The 15,591-nt window shown below is 51.7% G+C and carries 19 protein-coding genes and 1 tRNA gene; 12 read left to right on the forward strand and 8 right to left on the reverse strand.

Annotated features, from left to right (window positions below; translation table 11 throughout):
- From infC to rplT, 3 genes are all read left to right on the forward strand, one after another.
- The gene (gene infC, locus WKR14_RS10515) at positions 1 to 543 is read left to right on the forward strand and encodes a translation initiation factor IF-3 (protein ID WP_039032977.1); all 543 of its coding nucleotides are present in this window, start codon (positions 1 to 3) and stop codon (positions 541 to 543) included.
- An 84-nt stretch (positions 544 to 627) separates the two neighbouring features.
- Positions 628 to 822: a 50S ribosomal protein L35 gene (gene rpmI, locus WKR14_RS10520; protein ID WP_025009728.1), complete on the forward strand. Its 195-nt coding sequence runs from the start codon at positions 628 to 630 to the stop codon at positions 820 to 822.
- Positions 823 to 839: 17 nt separating this feature from the next.
- Complete coding sequence (rplT, locus tag WKR14_RS10525; RefSeq protein WP_025009729.1) at positions 840 to 1,199, forward strand: 50S ribosomal protein L20; 360 nt, start codon at positions 840 to 842, stop codon at positions 1,197 to 1,199.
- A gap of 141 nt (positions 1,200 to 1,340) precedes the next feature.
- On the opposite strand, the gene trxB is transcribed toward rplT, so the two are convergent.
- Together trxB and ald are read right to left on the reverse strand one after the other, a co-directional pair.
- Positions 1,341 to 2,294: a thioredoxin-disulfide reductase gene (gene trxB / locus WKR14_RS10530; RefSeq protein ID WP_101056509.1), complete on the reverse strand. Its 954-nt coding sequence runs from the start codon at positions 2,292 to 2,294 to the stop codon at positions 1,341 to 1,343.
- A 144-nt stretch (positions 2,295 to 2,438) separates the two neighbouring features.
- On the reverse strand, positions 2,439 to 3,554 hold the full coding sequence (ald, locus tag WKR14_RS10535; protein WP_101056510.1) for an alanine dehydrogenase: 1,116 nt from the start codon (positions 3,552 to 3,554) through the stop codon (positions 2,439 to 2,441).
- A 180-nt stretch (positions 3,555 to 3,734) separates the two neighbouring features.
- Between ald and lrp the strand changes: the two genes are divergently transcribed.
- From lrp to WKR14_RS10570, 7 genes are all read left to right on the forward strand, one after another.
- Positions 3,735 to 4,238 carry a leucine-responsive transcriptional regulator Lrp gene (gene lrp / locus WKR14_RS10540; RefSeq protein WP_101056511.1) on the forward strand — a complete coding sequence of 168 codons (504 nt, stop codon included), beginning with the start codon at positions 3,735 to 3,737 and terminating at the stop codon, positions 4,236 to 4,238.
- A 207-nt stretch (positions 4,239 to 4,445) separates the two neighbouring features.
- Positions 4,446 to 7,055: a DNA translocase FtsK gene (locus WKR14_RS10545; RefSeq protein WP_165565087.1), complete on the forward strand. Its 2,610-nt coding sequence runs from the start codon at positions 4,446 to 4,448 to the stop codon at positions 7,053 to 7,055.
- 18 nt (positions 7,056 to 7,073) lie between these two features.
- Complete coding sequence (lolA, locus tag WKR14_RS10550) at positions 7,074 to 7,688, forward strand: outer membrane lipoprotein chaperone LolA (protein ID WP_339087708.1); 615 nt, start codon at positions 7,074 to 7,076, stop codon at positions 7,686 to 7,688.
- Positions 7,689 to 7,690: 2 nt separating this feature from the next.
- The gene (locus WKR14_RS10555; RefSeq protein WP_101056514.1) at positions 7,691 to 9,022 is read left to right on the forward strand and encodes a replication-associated recombination protein A; all 1,332 of its coding nucleotides are present in this window, start codon (positions 7,691 to 7,693) and stop codon (positions 9,020 to 9,022) included.
- On the forward strand, positions 9,015 to 9,389 hold the full coding sequence (gene crcB, locus WKR14_RS10560) for a fluoride efflux transporter CrcB (RefSeq protein ID WP_071475559.1): 375 nt from the start codon (positions 9,015 to 9,017) through the stop codon (positions 9,387 to 9,389). The genes WKR14_RS10555 and crcB overlap by 8 nt, the downstream gene beginning before the upstream one ends.
- 18 nt (positions 9,390 to 9,407) lie before the next feature.
- Positions 9,408 to 10,694, forward strand: a complete 1,287-nt coding sequence (gene serS / locus WKR14_RS10565; RefSeq protein ID WP_339087709.1) for a serine--tRNA ligase — start codon at positions 9,408 to 9,410, stop codon at positions 10,692 to 10,694.
- 13 nt (positions 10,695 to 10,707) lie between these two features.
- Entirely contained in the window at positions 10,708 to 10,830 is a 123-nt protein-coding gene (locus tag WKR14_RS10570; RefSeq protein WP_025009737.1) for a hypothetical protein, read from the forward strand.
- A gap of 62 nt (positions 10,831 to 10,892) precedes the next feature.
- On the opposite strand, the gene WKR14_RS10575 is transcribed toward WKR14_RS10570, so the two are convergent.
- From WKR14_RS10575 to punR, 6 genes are all read right to left on the reverse strand, one after another.
- A complete protein-coding gene (locus WKR14_RS10575; RefSeq protein ID WP_101056517.1) occupies positions 10,893 to 11,231 on the reverse strand; it encodes a TusE/DsrC/DsvC family sulfur relay protein in 339 nt (112 codons plus the stop codon).
- Positions 11,225 to 11,506, reverse strand: a complete 282-nt coding sequence (gene tusB, locus WKR14_RS10580; protein ID WP_101056518.1) for a sulfurtransferase complex subunit TusB — start codon at positions 11,504 to 11,506, stop codon at positions 11,225 to 11,227. Before tusB ends, WKR14_RS10575 begins: the two co-directional genes overlap by 7 nt.
- Positions 11,506 to 11,862 (reverse strand): sulfurtransferase complex subunit TusC, encoded by a 357-nt coding sequence (gene tusC / locus WKR14_RS10585; protein ID WP_039032968.1) that lies wholly within the window; start codon positions 11,860 to 11,862, stop codon positions 11,506 to 11,508. Before tusC ends, tusB begins: the two co-directional genes overlap by 1 nt.
- On the reverse strand, positions 11,862 to 12,251 hold the full coding sequence (gene tusD, locus WKR14_RS10590) for a sulfurtransferase complex subunit TusD (RefSeq protein ID WP_039032967.1): 390 nt from the start codon (positions 12,249 to 12,251) through the stop codon (positions 11,862 to 11,864). The genes tusC and tusD overlap by 1 nt, the downstream gene beginning before the upstream one ends.
- A 58-nt stretch (positions 12,252 to 12,309) precedes the next feature.
- On the reverse strand, positions 12,310 to 12,969 hold the full coding sequence (locus tag WKR14_RS10595; RefSeq protein WP_339087710.1) for a Bax inhibitor-1/YccA family protein: 660 nt from the start codon (positions 12,967 to 12,969) through the stop codon (positions 12,310 to 12,312).
- A gap of 147 nt (positions 12,970 to 13,116) precedes the next feature.
- A complete protein-coding gene (punR, locus tag WKR14_RS10600; RefSeq protein ID WP_039032966.1) occupies positions 13,117 to 14,019 on the reverse strand; it encodes a DNA-binding transcriptional activator PunR in 903 nt (300 codons plus the stop codon).
- Between the two features lie 128 nt (positions 14,020 to 14,147).
- On the opposite strand from punR, the gene punC reads away from it, so the two are divergent.
- Positions 14,148 to 15,389, forward strand: a complete 1,242-nt coding sequence (gene punC, locus WKR14_RS10605) for a purine nucleoside transporter PunC (protein WP_226563929.1) — start codon at positions 14,148 to 14,150, stop codon at positions 15,387 to 15,389.
- Between the two features lie 81 nt (positions 15,390 to 15,470).
- Positions 15,471 to 15,561, forward strand: a tRNA-Ser gene (locus WKR14_RS10610).
- Positions 15,562 to 15,591: the final 30 nt, after the last annotated feature.

Below are 15,591 nucleotides of genomic sequence, written 5' to 3' on the forward strand. Positions count from 1 at the left end.
ATAAAGATCAAAAAATCAGCAGGCCGTCAGGCGGCCCCGAATAGAATTAATGAAGAAATTACCGGCGTACCTGAGGTACGTTTGAATGGCGTTGATGGTGAAGCCATTGGTATCGTCAGCATCAAAGAGGCTCAGGAAGTAGCCGATGAGGCAGGTCTGGATCTGGTTGAGATCAGTCCTAATGCTGAGCCGCCTGTATGCCGTATCATGGACTACGGTAAATACCTGTTCGATAAGGCAAAGGCCCAGAAAGAACAGAAGAAGAAGCAGAAACAGATCCAGGTGAAGGAAGTTAAATTCCGCCCTGGTACTGATGAAAACGACTATCAGGTAAAACTACGCAACCTGATTCGTTTTCTGGAAGATGGAGACAAAGCGAAAGTTACGCTGCGTTTCCGCGGACGCGAAATGGCACACCAGAACCTGGGTATGGATCTTCTGAACCGTATCAAGGCCGATCTGGAAGAGTATGCGGTTGTTGAATCCTTCCCGAAAATGGAAGGTAGACAAGCCATCATGGTGCTGGCGCCCAAGAAGAAATAGCAGGGCAACCCTGAAAAGTAGCAAAGGTCTACGGGCCTTTGCTCGCCTTGCGTTTTATTAATGTCCCAATGCGGAGTTTTAGTAATGCCTAAAATGAAAACCGACAAGGGTGTAGCGAAGCGTTTTAAGAAAACCGCCAATGGTTTCAAGCGTAAGCAAGCCCATCTGCGTCACATCCTGACCAAGAAGAGCACCAAGCGTAAGCGTCATCTGCGCGCCAAGTGTTTAGTTGCCAAAGCTGACGTGCCTATGATCGCACGCCAACTGCCATACGCTTAATTAGGAGGAATTGAAAAATGCCAAGAGTTAAGCGTGGTGTAACAGCACGAGCTCGTCACAAGAAAGTTCTTAAACTTGCCAAAGGTTACTACGGTGCCCGTTCACGTACTTTCCGTGTAGCGGTACAAGCAGTAACTAAAGCAGGTCAATATGCTTACCGTGACCGTCGCCAGAAGAAGCGTCAATTCCGTCAACTGTGGATTGCACGTATCAACGCGGCTTCTCGTCAGAATGGTCTTTCATACAGCCGTTTCATCAACGGTCTGAAAAAGGCGTCTATCGAAATCGATCGTAAGATTTTGGCAGACATCGCTGTATTCGACAAAGTAGTGTTTGCTACTCTGGTAGAAAAAGCGAAGGAAGCACTGGCAAACTAATCTCTCTGGAGATAAGTTGTAGTAGCTGTTAAAAAGGGACCTTAGGTCCCTTTTTTCATGCCTGTGATTTGTCTATATTTCAATGTCTTAAACAAAAAAGCCAGTCATCAATGACTGGCTTTTTCAGTATATCGGCAGAGCTTATTTCTGGGCATCCAGGAAGCGCTCGGCATCCAGAGCCGCCATACAACCGGTTCCGGCTGAGGTGATAGCCTGGCGGTAGTGCTGATCCATCACATCGCCAGCGGCGAATACGCCTTTGACGCTGGTTTGGGTGGCATTGCCGTTGAGGCCACTTTCAACCTTGATATAGCCGCCATTCATCTCCAACTGGCCTTCGAAAATGCCTGTGTTGGGGCTGTGGCCAATGGCGACAAACACCCCGGCCACTTCCAAATCGGAAATACTGCCGTCTTTGGTGCTCTTCATCTTGAGTCCGGTCACGCCCATGGCATCGCCGGTCACTTCATCCAATGTCTTATCCAAGTGCAAAATGATATTACCGTTTTCGACTTTGTCCATCAGACGATCGATGAGAATTTTCTCAGAGCGGAAACTGTCACGGCGATGGATCAGGTGCACTTCAGCCGCTATGTTGGAAAGATAGAGCGCTTCTTCCACAGCTGTGTTCCCACCGCCGATAACCGCCACTTTCTGGTTGCGGTAGAAGAAACCGTCACAGGTGGCACAAGCAGATACACCACGTCCCTTGAAGGCTTCTTCAGATGGCAGGCCGAGATACTTGGCCGAGGCGCCTGTGGCTATGATCAGCGCATCACAGGTGTATTCACCGTTGTCACCTTTCAAGGTGAAAGGGCGCTGCTGCAGGTCAACTTCATTGATATGGTCGAAGATGATTTCGGTATCAAACTTCTCGGCATGCTTTTGCATCCGCTCCATCAGCGCCGGGCCTGTCAGGCCTTCAGCATCGCCGGGCCAATTTTCGACTTCGGTCGTTGTGGTTAACTGTCCACCCTGTTGGATACCAGTGATCATCACTGGATTAAGATTGGCGCGGGCAGCATAAACGGCTGCGGTATAGCCGGCGGGGCCAGACCCCAAGATAAGTAGGTTACAATGTTTGGCTTGGCTCATTTTATTCTCTCCGTGCCTTGGCAAATAGCAGCGATTGTAGGTAATTTCCCCCAAAGGGTAAAGCGCTTGGAACAGAATCTTCCAGATTGGTTTAATCGAAAAAAAAGGAGCCAAAAGGCTCCTTTAACCTAGTAATGAATTTATTTACTGTAACAGTTCGTTGGCTGCGGTATAAGCCATATTGTGGGCTTCGGCAACTTCTTTACAGGTGATCTTACCGTGCATCACGTTAAGACCATTCAGTAAGTGCTTATCAGACAAGAGCGCGTCGCGGTAACCCAGACGGGCCAGCTTGAGAATGTAGGGCAGGGTCGCGTTGTTCAGGGCAAAGGTGGAAGTACGCGCCACGGCACCAGGCATATTGGCTACACAGTAATGCACTACATCATCGACAATATAGGTAGGATCCTGGTGAGTTGTGGCATGAGAGGTTTCCACACAGCCCCCCTGATCTATGGCAACATCCACTATCGCGGCACCTGGCTTCATCTTCTTGATATGTTCTCGGGTAACCAGTTTCGGCGCAGCTGCCCCGGGGATCAATACGCCACCAATGACCAGATCGGCTTGCAGTACATGTTTCTCAATGGCGTCGGCCGTAGAATAGATAGCCTTGACCTTGGAGCCGAACTGTACATTCAAACGACGCAGCGCGTCGATGGAGCGATCTAGCACCACAACATCGGCGCCCATCCCTACTGCCATTTGTGCGGCATTGGTTCCAACCATACCGCCACCGATGATCACAACTTTGGCGGGCTCAACTCCGGGAACACCACCGAGCAACATGCCCAGACCACCCATGGATTTTTCCAGCGCCATTGCGCCTGCCTGGATGGACATGCGTCCGGCCACTTCTGACATGGGAGCCAGCAAAGGCAAGCCACCACGATCATCGGTAACTGTTTCATAAGCGATACAAACAGCGCCGCTGTTGACCAGTTCTTCTGTCTGAGGCAGATCGGGGGCAAGATGCAAATAGGTAAAGAGGATCTGGTCATGGCGCAACATGGCACGTTCTACGGCCTGTGGCTCTTTGACTTTGACTATCATCTCAGCCTTGGCAAAAACCTCGGCGGCCGTGTCCAAAATGGACGCTCCGGCATTGATATAGTCCTGATCGGTAAAACCGATCCCATTACCAGCATTCGTTTCGATAAAAACCTGATGGCCATGCATAGTCAGTTCGCGTACGCTGGATGGCACCATACCCACGCGATATTCATGGTTTTTGATTTCCTTTGGAACACCAATTATCATTTTCGAGCCTCAATATACTAAAAAACCCACTTTTAATGGGCATAATTGTTATTTTATAGTGACCTGAACGTGATCAATTCAGGAAAGTCTAGTATAGTATTGCCCGGGCAGATTATGCTGCTAAACTTGTGACATACGCAAAATTAAATGTTGTTTTAGTGATAAAACAAGGTTAAAAATATGGTAAATAATAAAAAGAGTCCTGTAAAAGACTTGGATCGTATCGATCGTAATATTCTTAATGAACTGCAAATTGACGGTCGCATTTCCAACGTTGAGCTTTCCAAACGTGTTGGTTTGAGTCCAACTCCCTGTCTTGAACGCGTTAAGCGCCTCGAAAAACAAGGTTACATTAACGGTTATACTGCACTGGTCAACCCGCACTTTTTAGGTGCATCCTTGCTGGTATTTGTTGAGATTACTCTTAACAGAGATACTCCGGAAGTCTTTGATAAGTTTAACCGTGCGGTACAGCTTTTGGATGATATTCAGGAATGTCATCTGGTATCAGGCGATTTCGATTATCTGCTCAAGACCCGGGTGTCTGATATGTCTGCCTATCGCAGGTTGCTCGGTGAAACCCTACTGAAATTGCCTTCCGTATCCGATACCCGCACCTATGTGGTAATGGAAGAGGTGAAGCAAACCAGTAAAGTGGCCATCAGTATTTCAGCCGAAGCTTGATCCCGATACCGTCCTCGAAAAAGGAGTCAATTTGGCTCCTTTTTTCACCACGGCTGTTTGCTTTTTAATCCGGAATAGAAAGTCTGATACACAAAGTCTCCCTATCCACTTGCTTTTAGTGGCTTTCGCAGGCTTATTCGCTGCACATTCAGGATGATTCTGGTATCTTAAATCCATCCGTTTTTCGTTTGCTTATGGAAATCGCATTTGTCTCAGGGAAATAGCGTCAGAACCCTCAGCGGCCTGCAACGCCTGCTGGAAGGGGGGCTTATTCTATGCTGCATGATCGCCATTTATATACTGTTGGCGCTGGGCAGCTTTCATCCGGGCGATCCCGGTTGGAGTCAGTCTAATTATCAAGGGGAGATCGAAAATGTCACCGGTGCCGTAGGTGCCTGGCTGGCCGATGTTCTGTTCTATTTCTTTGGCTACACCGCCTACCTAATCCCTATCATCATCGCCGGAACCGGTTGGTTGATCTTCAGGCGTGCTCACAAACTGTTGGAAGTGGATTACTTCTCGGTCGGCTTGCGCTTGATTGGCTTCCTATTGATGGTGCTCAGCCTGGCAGCCTTGGCCAGTATGAATGCCGGCGATATCTATGAATTTTCGGCCGGTGGTGTGGCCGGCGACGTGATAGCCCAAGCCATGCTGCCTTACTTCAACCAGTTGGGTACCACATTGCTGCTGCTTTGCTTTGTCGGTGCGGGCTTCACTCTGCTGACCGGAATAAGCTGGCTTACCATAGTTGAGCTCACCGGCTTGGCAACTATCTGGTGTTTTCGCAAGCTCAAGCAGTTGCCGGCACGCCTGTCTGGTCCGAAAGAAACCGAAGATACCCGCGGCTTTATGTCGGTAGTGGACAAGTTCCGCCGTGAACGCGATACAGTTGAGCTGGAAGAAGTATTCGAAGAAGATGACGATGAAGATGTCGTAGAGGCGCCCGCCAAGAAGCCTGGACTCCTTAGTCGTTTCCGTAAAAAGGATCAGCAAACTCTGGAGCGGGAAGCCGCGGAATTGGCCGATGAGAATACTGATACTGAGCCCAAGCGTCAGGGCAGGGTAGAGCCTGTGCTTTCGGTTGGCGTTGCCGGAACTGCGGCTGACAAGGCTGCGGACATTCCCTCGGGCAATGCTGAAGACACGCCGCCTTGGCAAGATAGCACCGAAGGCAGTGACACAATCGACTTCGACAAGCGTGCATCAACAGGGGCTATCAGCCATAAAGAGCGGCAATTGCAGACCCAGAAAGCCAGGGTTGAAAACGGTATTATTATTTTACCCGGTGAAGAGGGCGCTTCCAAAGAGCATAAACAACCCATGGATCCCTTGCCGAGCATCTCGCTGCTGGATGTGCCCAACCGCAAGAAAAACCCTATCAGTAAAGAAGAACTGGATCAGGTGGCGCGTTTGGTGGAAAGCAAACTCGCTGACTTTAATATTACCGCGCAAGTGGTCGGAGTCTATCCTGGCCCTGTGATCACCCGCTTTGAGCTGGACTTGGCTCCTGGGGTCAAAGCTTCAAAAATTTCCAACTTATCTAAGGATTTAGCCCGTTCCCTGCTGGCCGAAAGTGTGCGGGTGGTGGAGGTTATTCCGGGTAAAGCCTATGTGGGGCTGGAACTGCCCAACAAGTTCCGCGAAACCGTATTTATGCGTGATGTGCTCGATTGCCAGGCATTCAAGGACAGTAAATCCAATCTCACCATGGTGCTGGGACAAGACATTGCAGGCGATCCTGTCGTGGTGGATTTGGCCAAGATGCCGCACCTTTTGGTGGCAGGCACCACAGGCTCGGGTAAGTCGGTTGGGGTCAACGTGATGATCACCAGTCTGCTGTATAAGTCCGGCCCTGAAGATGTGCGTTTCATCATGATAGATCCCAAGATGCTGGAGCTTTCTGTCTATGAAGGTATTCCGCACCTCTTGTGTGAAGTGGTCACGGATATGAAAGAGGCAGCCAATGCATTGCGTTGGTGTGTTGGTGAGATGGAGCGGCGTTACAAACTGATGTCGGCGCTCGGGGTGCGTAACCTCAAGGGCTTCAACGCCAAAATCGCCGAGGCCAAGGCCGCTGGTACGCCAATATGTGATCCGCTGTGGAAGTCCAACGAAAGCATGGAAGATACGGCGCCTGAACTCGACAAGCTGCCCTCTATCGTGGTTGTCGTGGACGAGTTTGCCGACATGATGATGATAGTCGGTAAAAAGGTGGAAGAACTGATTGCCCGTATAGCCCAGAAGGCCCGCGCTGCCGGTATACACCTTATTCTGGCGACCCAGCGTCCGTCTGTGGATGTGATTACCGGCCTTATCAAGGCCAACATCCCCACCCGAATCGCGTTCCAGGTTTCTTCCCGCATCGACTCGCGCACCATTTTGGATCAGCAGGGCGCCGAAACCCTGCTTGGGATGGGCGATATGCTCTATCTGCCCCCAGGTACCGGCGTGCCCAACCGGGTTCACGGCGCCTTTGTGGACGACCACGAGGTGCATGCGGTGGTTGCCGATTGGCATGCCCGTGGTAAACCTCAATATATTGATGAAATTCTTCAGGGTGCCAGTGACGGCGAACAGGTGTTGCTGCCCGGTGAAGCACCGGAAGGCGGCGAGGAGGAACTGGATGCACTCTACGATGAAGCCGTGGCTTTTGTTACCGAAACCCGCCGCGGTTCTATCTCCAGTGTGCAGCGTAAGTTCAAAATAGGCTATAACCGCGCCGCTCGTATCATAGAGCAGATGGAACTTCAAGGGGTGGTCAGTGCCCAGGGCCATAATGGCAACCGCGAAGTATTGGCGCCACCGCCGCCAAGATAAGACAGATTTGAGGTACAGATGAAAAAAAACGTTATGTTTCTTGCTCTGGCAATGAGCTTACCGGCCGTGGCCGATGATGCCGGAAAACTCAAAGCTAAGTTAGATGCCATTGCCGGTCTGAAAGCCGATTTTCAACAGCAGGTTACAGATATCAATGGCAAACTTATTCAACAAGGCAGTGGCGAGCTCGCCTTGGCGCAGCCCAATCGGTTTTACTGGCATCTGCAGCAGCCGGATGAATCTGTGATAGTGGCAGATGGTAAAGACGTTTGGATCTATAACCCGTTCGCCGAGGAAGTAAGCGTGCTGGCGCTGGAAAATGCCATTGCCGCTTCGCCCATGACGCTTTTGGTGCGCCGTGACGAGACCAGTTGGGCTCGCTATAACATCACTCTGGACAAAGAGTGTTTCCAGATAGCACCCAAAACTGAAGAGGGCGGAGTGCAACAGGTCAGCGTCTGTTTCAAGGATGATACTCTGACCCAACTGGCCCTGAAAGACACTCAGGGTAATCTCAGTCAGTTCAACCTGAGCGGGCAGCAGCCGTTGACAGATAGCGACAAGACACTGTTCCAATTTGAGGTTCCCGAAGGCGTTTCCATTGACGATCAGCGCCCGGGGCGGGAAGGTTAACCTTGTCCAGCCTGAGCTTTGATTTCGCCCCCGACTTTCGCCCCCTGGCTGCAAGAATGCGCCCGGCGACGCTTGAACAGTACGTCGGTCAGCAGCATCTGTTGGGACCTGGGCAACCGCTGAGACTGGCACTGGAAGCCGGCAAGGCCCATTCCATGATGTTCTGGGGGCCGCCGGGTACCGGCAAGACTACGCTGGCAGAGCTGGTTGCTCATTATGCCAACGCCCATGTGGAGCGAATATCTGCGGTTACATCCGGGGTGAAAGAGATCCGCTCGGCGATAGAACACGCCAAAAACGTGGCGCAATCGCGCGGCCAGCGCACCTTGCTGTTTGTCGATGAGGTGCACAGATTCAACAAGAGCCAGCAGGATGCCTTTCTGCCTTTTATTGAAGATGGCACAGTGATTTTTATCGGCGCCACCACAGAAAACCCTTCGTTTGAAATCAATAACGCTTTGCTCTCCAGAGTACGGGTATATCTGATTAAGCGTCTCGATGAAGCCGAGATTGCTACCATAGTGACCCAGGCACTTGCTGATGAAGAGCGTGGCCTAGGCAAACGCCGGTTGCAGATGCCACCGGAGCTGATGGCCAAGTTGGCGACTCTCGCCGATGGCGATGCCCGCAAGGTTCTCAACCTGGTAGAGCTGATGAGTGACATGCTGCCGGATGGTGGTAGTTTTACCGAGGCTATGCTGGTGCAGGTGGCCGGTGAGCAGTTGGCGGGGTTCGATAAGAATGGCGATCAATACTACGACCTGATCTCAGCCGTGCACAAATCGATTCGCGGCTCGGCGCCGGATGCGGCGCTCTATTGGTTTTGTCGTATGCTGGAAGGGGGCTGCGATCCCCTGTATGTCGCAAGACGCCTGCTGGCGATAGCCTCTGAAGATGTGGGTAATGCCGATCCTACCGCGATGACAGTTGCTCTCAACGCCTGGGACTGCTTTCACCGGGTTGGCCCGGCAGAGGGCGAGCGCGCCATAGCGCAGGCGATTGTTTATCTGGCCTCGGCGCCCAAGAGCAATGCGGTGTATACAGCCTTTAAGGCGGCCAGACAATTGGCCCGGGAAACCGGCCAGCAGCCTGTACCCATGCACTTGAGAAATGCGCCGACCGAACTGATGAAATCCATCGGCGCCGGTGAAGGCTATCGTTATGCTCATGATGAGGCCAATGCTTACGCTGCCGGCGAATGTTATTTCCCGGAAGCCTTGGCCGAGAGTCGTTTTTATTATCCGACGGAGCGAGGGTTCGAGAAACGGATCCGCGATAAGTTGGCGCAGCTTTGCCAACTCGACAGCCAAAGTGAGAACAAAAGGTATGATTAATCTGACCGTTGTCGCCCTTGGCGGTGCAACCGGCGCAGTTTTGCGCTACCTGATATCGATATTTGTGCTCCAGCTATTTGGCAGTGGTTTTCCTTTTGGTACACTGGTTGTTAATGTACTTGGCTCATTTCTGATGGGGATGATCTATGCACTGGGAGAACTCAGTCATATCAGCCCTGAGATCAAGGCGCTGGTCGGTGTCGGATTCCTTGGAGCACTGACAACCTTCTCGACTTTCTCAAATGAAACCTTACTGCTGATACAGGGAGGTGAGTTGCTAAAGGCATTTCTGAATGTGGCGTTGAACCTGGGACTGTGCCTGGCCATGGTTTATCTGGGACAACTGCTGATTTTTTCACGTGTATAACTGATAAGACAAGTAGACATGTTAGATCCAAAATATCTGCGTAATGAACTCGCAACAACTGCGGAGCGCCTGGCGACCCGTGGTTTTATCCTCGATGTAGACAGGCTGACCAAGCTGGAAGAAAAGCGCAAGTCGCTGCAGGTGGAAACCGAAGAGCTGCAGGCCAGTCGCAATGCCATCTCCAAGTCCATAGGTCAAGCCAAGTCCCGCGGTGAGGACGTTGCTCCAATCATGGCGCAGGTAGGCGATCTCGGCAGCCAGTTGGACAGCAAAAAGCAGGAGCTGAGTGCACTGCTTGAAGAGCTGGACGCTATTGCCATGAGCATTCCCAATTTGCCGGATGAATCTGTACCTGTCGGTTCAGACGAGAACGACAACGTGGAAATCCGCCGCTGGGGCACGCCAAGGGAGTTTGACTTCCCGGTAAGAGATCATGTGGATCTTGGTGAACTGCTCAAAGGACTGGATTTCAAGAGTGCTGTTAAGGTAACAGGTTCGCGCTTCATCTTTATGCAAGGCCAAATTGCCCGTATGCACCGCGCTCTGGCGCAGTTCATGCTTGATTTGCATACCCAGGAGCACGGCTACACAGAATGCTACGTGCCTTTACTGGTCAACGAAGCCAGCCTCAAGGGCACAGGCCAACTGCCCAAGTTTGGTGAAGATCTGTTTCACACCAAACCTGCCACAGAGGAAGGTCAGGGGCTTAGCCTGATCCCAACCGCCGAAGTGCCGCTGACTAACCTGGCACGCGACACCATACTGGATGAAGCCGAGCTGCCAATCAAGTTGACCGCTCACACGCCATGCTTCCGCAGTGAAGCCGGCTCTTACGGTAAAGATACCCGCGGCCTTATCCGCCAACACCAGTTTGACAAAGTCGAAATGGTGCAGTTGGTGAAGCCGCAGGATTCTGAAGCTGCATTGGAAGAGTTGGTCGGTCACGCCGAAAACGTACTGAAGAAGCTGGGTCTGCCGCACAGAACTATCGTCCTGTGTACAGGTGATATGGGCTTTGGTGCCGCCAAGACCTACGACGTTGAAGTTTGGGTTCCGGCTCAAAATACCTACCGTGAGATCTCTTCCTGCTCCAACGTGCGTGACTTCCAGGCGCGGCGTATGCAGGCCCGTTATCGCGCCAAAGACGACAACAAGCCCAAGCTTATTCATACTCTAAATGGCTCAGGGCTGGCGGTTGGCCGTACTCTGGTGGCCATTTTGGAAAACTACCAAAATGCCGATGGCAGTGTCACAGTACCTGAAGCACTGCGTAGCTATATGGGCGGCATTGAAAAAATAGGTTGATGGGCGAGGTCATATGGATAAAGGTCAGCGCTACCTGCGCTGGCTTGCCTACGTGGCCGTCATCGCAGTTTTTTCTGCCCTGTTTTTAGCCACGCTCGGCAAGGCAGCCATGCTGGTATATGAGAATTTAAAATAGTTATTCTGCATAGTAAAAAGCCCCGAGAACCGGGGCTTTTTTGTGTGCAGAATCGAGTCGCATTAAATACACTTGGCCGGTTTGGGCAGTCCGGCAATCTTGGTGGCCTGCTTGGCCGGCCCCATAGGAAACAGGGTGTAGAGGTACTTGGAGTTACCTTTCTCCGGTCCAAGTGCCTGGCCGATAGCCTTGACCAATACCCGAATAGCCGGGCTGGTCTTGTATTCAAGATAAAAGTTCCGCACAAAGTTAACCACTTCCCAATGGGCATCTGTCAGCTCTATATCTTCAGCTGCGGCGATGACAGGCGCCAGCTCAGGCGTCCAGTCTGAAACTTGTTTCAAATACCCTTGAGGATCAGTCGCTATCTGCTTGTCATTGAATTGAATGAAATCTACCACGAAATAACCTTTGTATGAGCTAATGTCAGCGCTACCAGCGCCGGATAATCCAACTGTTCATAATTGGAGAGAAAGTCCTCGAGCCCGCGGGCCTTGACGTCATCGGCCACCAGCACAACTTTAAAAGGGGACAGCGCCATGGCCCATTGACGTTTCAGCAGGGCGTTTACAGCATCGCCTGCCAACAGAAACACATCTGTCTTGCCGGCATATCTCAGTGCGCAGGACAGCGCAGTGTCGCGCGCCGCCGATGTTTGTATTTGGTGCAATATCATCAGAAAACCATGACCTCATCGGCATCCAGCAGAGTCTGGCGGATCTGCTCGTTATCACAAATAGTGGCAGGAATAACCAGTTCAGTGCGGCCAAGTCCCAGCTCCTGCAACGATTGTTTGCAGACCAGCACTGTGTCTATGTCATAGAGGGGCAGCGCACCCAAGGTAGCGATATAATCCTTGCAGCCGATAAGCTCAGGTTGCTGTTGCTTCAGCAGCGTAAGCACGCCTTCATCGGTAAAGATCAGGCTCACCTCTTGCTCAAAACTGGCGCTCAGCAGCGCCAGATCCAGGCCTTCGCGCCCGGAAGCCGAGCCATGGGGGGCCCGGCGAAAAATAATGGCTATTTTCTTCATTAAAAACTCACCAGACGATCACTCTTTTCAAGCCCGGTAACCAACTCGCCAAGCCCACCCATGGTAAAGCCCGCGGCCAGATTGGCACTCGCTTTGGCGTTATCCTTGGCATCCTGTGCTGAAAGCACACCGCGGCGCAGGGCGGCAGAGACGCAGTTCACCAGATTAAGCTGCCACTCCTTCGCCAACTGTTGCCATGCGGCAGTTAAGTCCAGTTCGTCAGACGCCGGCGCGCATAGGGCATTGGACTGGCTCACGCCGTCCTGATAAAAGAATACGCAGTGAACCTCATGGCCCGCTTGCAGCGCCGCCCGGGTATATTTGAGTGCATGGAAGCCGGCCGCCGGGCCGTAGACACTGCCATTCACCATAATAATAAGTTTGCTCATACCAAAAAAAATGACCCTGAATTAGGGCCATTTTAACCTATTTTCCATCCCGTGGGGATCAGTCATCGCCACCAACACCCATCAGGTGCAGCAGGCTGATAAACAGGTTGAGGAAATCCAGGTACAAGGCAATGGTAGCGCGGATATAGTTGGTCTCACCACCATTAACGATACGGCTGGTATCAAACAGGATAAAACCTGTCATCAGCAGGGCGATACCCGCATTGACAGCCATAAATACCGCGCCGTAACCGACAAAGATATTGATCACCGCAGCGGCAATGACGACCACCAGACCGGCAATCAAGAAGCCGCGCATAAAGGAAAAATCTTTCTTGGTGGTCACGGCATAGGCCGACAGGGCGACGAAGATGGCTGATGTCAGACCAAAGGCCTGAATAATCAGCTCAGGGCCGTTACTCATACCGGCGTAATGATTGAGGATATAACCCAGAGACGCGCCTTCCATACCGGTAAAGGCAAATACCCAAAAGATCCCGGCGGCAGATTCCGCTTTTCTCAGGGTAACGAACAGCAACACCAAGCCACCGATGGAAAGTCCCAGTGACATCATGGGGCCGATACCCATAGCCATGGCGATGGCGGCACATACGGCTGAAAACCCTATGGTCATTGCCAGCAGCATGTAGGTGTTTCTGAGCATTTTGTTCACTTCCATAGTGGAAGTTTGGCTCGAATAAAGGGTTTGCTGAGTCATTTGCTTCTCCGAAGGTTGACTTGACATAGCCAGGGTTAATGGCCCGGCTAGTTTCCATGTTAGAGCAGCTTAAACCTTATTAGGTTCCGCTGTCGTTTTCCTATTAAGAATTGTGTCATTAAACACTGAATCTTTTATGAATTAAAGTCAGGCGAGCCATTCTCTGTGCAGTTTTTCGGTATCGCCCAGATAATCGAGCACCCATTTAAGTGCCGGTGACATCTTGTTGGCGTTCCATGCCAGGCAGCAGGAACTGGCCGGTAACGGCGTTGCCAACTGTTTTTCCACCAGGGCACCGGCGCGAATAAAGGGGCTGGCGAGGTGCACCGGCATATAGCCTATCCCCAAGCCTTCGCGGAAACAGTTGATGGCACGGATCCAATCCGGCACCACCAAGCGGCGCTGATTATCCAGCAACCAGGTGTGACGCTTGGGGATCTCTCTTGACGTGTCATCCAGGCAAATAGAAGGGAAGGGCCTGAGCTCTTCATCCTCCAGTGGCCGGTCGATGGCCGCCAATGGGTGAGACTTGCTCACCAAAAATGCCCACTCGATGTCGCCCATGTCTCTGTGATGGTAGGCGCCGCCGACCGGAATGGCAGTGGTCGCACCTATGGCAACATCGCTGCGCCCGGTAGACAAGGCTTCCCAAACACCGTTGAACACCTCAATGCGAATGATCAGTTCCACGTCGGTGAAGTGACGATAGAAGTCGGCAATCAGTACACTGATCCTGTCGGCCCTGACAATATTATCCAGGGCGATGGACAGTGTCGGCTGCCAACCATTGGCCACCCGCTGGGTTTCCCGTTTCAGATCGTCCAGTTGCTTGAGCATGATCCTGGCTTCCTTGACGAAGTGAGCCCCGGCGGGCGTCAAACTGACGCTGCGGTGATGACGCTCAAACAGCACAACCCCCAACTCTTCCTCAATCTGCTTAATGGCATAACTCACGGCGGAGGGCACCTTATGCAGCTTGTTGGCTGCGGCGGTGAAACTGCCAAGGTGAGAAACAATATCGATAAGTTGTAACGACTGTTCAGAAAGCATGGCGATCCCTTGCTGTGAGAATATTTGAAGACACAAGTCAAAAATAAACGTTTCACCTCGATTGAGCAAGACTTTAGACTGCACCAGTATTCATATTACTTTTGTCTTAAGTTGTAATCAGGTTGTATATGACTCTTAAATATTTCATGTTTTTATGCTATCTCGCGCTTCTGAGCATGTTGGCTTTCATCGCGACCGACATGTATCTCCCAGCATTCAAAGCAATTGAAAGCTCTCTTGATGCCAGCGCTTCTCAGGTAGCCATGTCCTTGACCTCTTTCCTGGCCGGATTGGCCTTGGGGCAACTGCTCTACGGCCCTTTGGTGCAGCGTTTCGGTAAACGTAATTCACTGCTCGGTGGTTTGGCACTGTTCGCCCTGGCAACAGTCAGTATAGGTTTCAGTGACAATATCATCATGCTCAACTGCGCCCGTTTCTTCCAGGCGATTGGCGTCTGCAGCGCGGCAGTCATCTGGCAGGCTTTGGTGGTAGAGCAGTATGATGCCAAAGATTCGCAGCGCATCTTCTCCAACATCATGCCTTTGGTGGCCTTGTCACCGGCATTGGCGCCTATTCTCGGTGCCAAGGTGCTTGGGCATCTGGGCTGGGAAGCGATATTTTTCATTTTGGCGGCGACGGCGCTGGCATTGATGGCACTGACCATGGTGTTGGTTAAGCCGGCAAGCGAGAGTGCTGCCAAAGCTGAAGCAAAAGTGGCTTACAAGACCTTTTTCAACAACACGGGTTATTTGGGCAATGTGCTCATCTATGGTGCATGTTCAGGGGCTTTCTTCGCCTACCTGACACTTTGGCCGATTGTGATGGAGCAGCACGGTTATGAAGCAGACGCCATAGGTTTAAGCTTTATTCCGCAAACCATCATGTTTATTGTCGGTGGCTATGCCAGTAAGTTGCTTATCCGCCGGGTAGGCAGCGAGATGACGCTTAAACTGTTGCTGGCCCTGTTTGGTTTGTGTGTGTTGGCGATTGCCTTGGCGACTTTGGTATTCAAGGCGCAAACCATCTATCCATTGCTTATTGCATTTTCTGTGCTGGCCGCGGCCAATGGTGCCATTTATCCGATAGTGGTTAACAGTGCGCTGCAACATTTCAGTCAGTGCGCCTCCAAAGCGGCCGGGCTGCAAAACTTTTTACAGATAACTTTGGCATTCGGAGCATCAAGTCTGGTTGCTGTGTGGGCCACGGCCGGGGAAACTGCGATTGCCTGGGGGATCCTGGGTTGCAGTGTGCTGGTATTGGCTGGTTATAAACTGCGTCAGTTTGCCGACTGGTCGCAGGTGAGGGCAGGTTTTACCAAGCCGGATCCGGCGCGTTTGGCACTGCATGCAGAAGAAACACCCAAAGACTGAGTGCAGATTGAGCAAATAGATAAGGCCGTGACATTTTCTGCTTTACAGTCTCATATCCTCGCTATAGTATTTGCAGCGTTCGGAGGGGTGGCAGAGTGGTTGAATGCACCGGTCTTGAAAACCGGCATGGGTTTATAGCCCATCCAGGGTTCAAATCCCTGCTCCTCCGCCATATTCAGAGAAGCCCGCTTGTGTAAACAGG

This window comes from Shewanella chilikensis (assembly GCF_037953065.1).
GTDB classification, from domain to species: Bacteria; Pseudomonadota; Gammaproteobacteria; order Enterobacterales; family Shewanellaceae; genus Shewanella; species Shewanella chilikensis.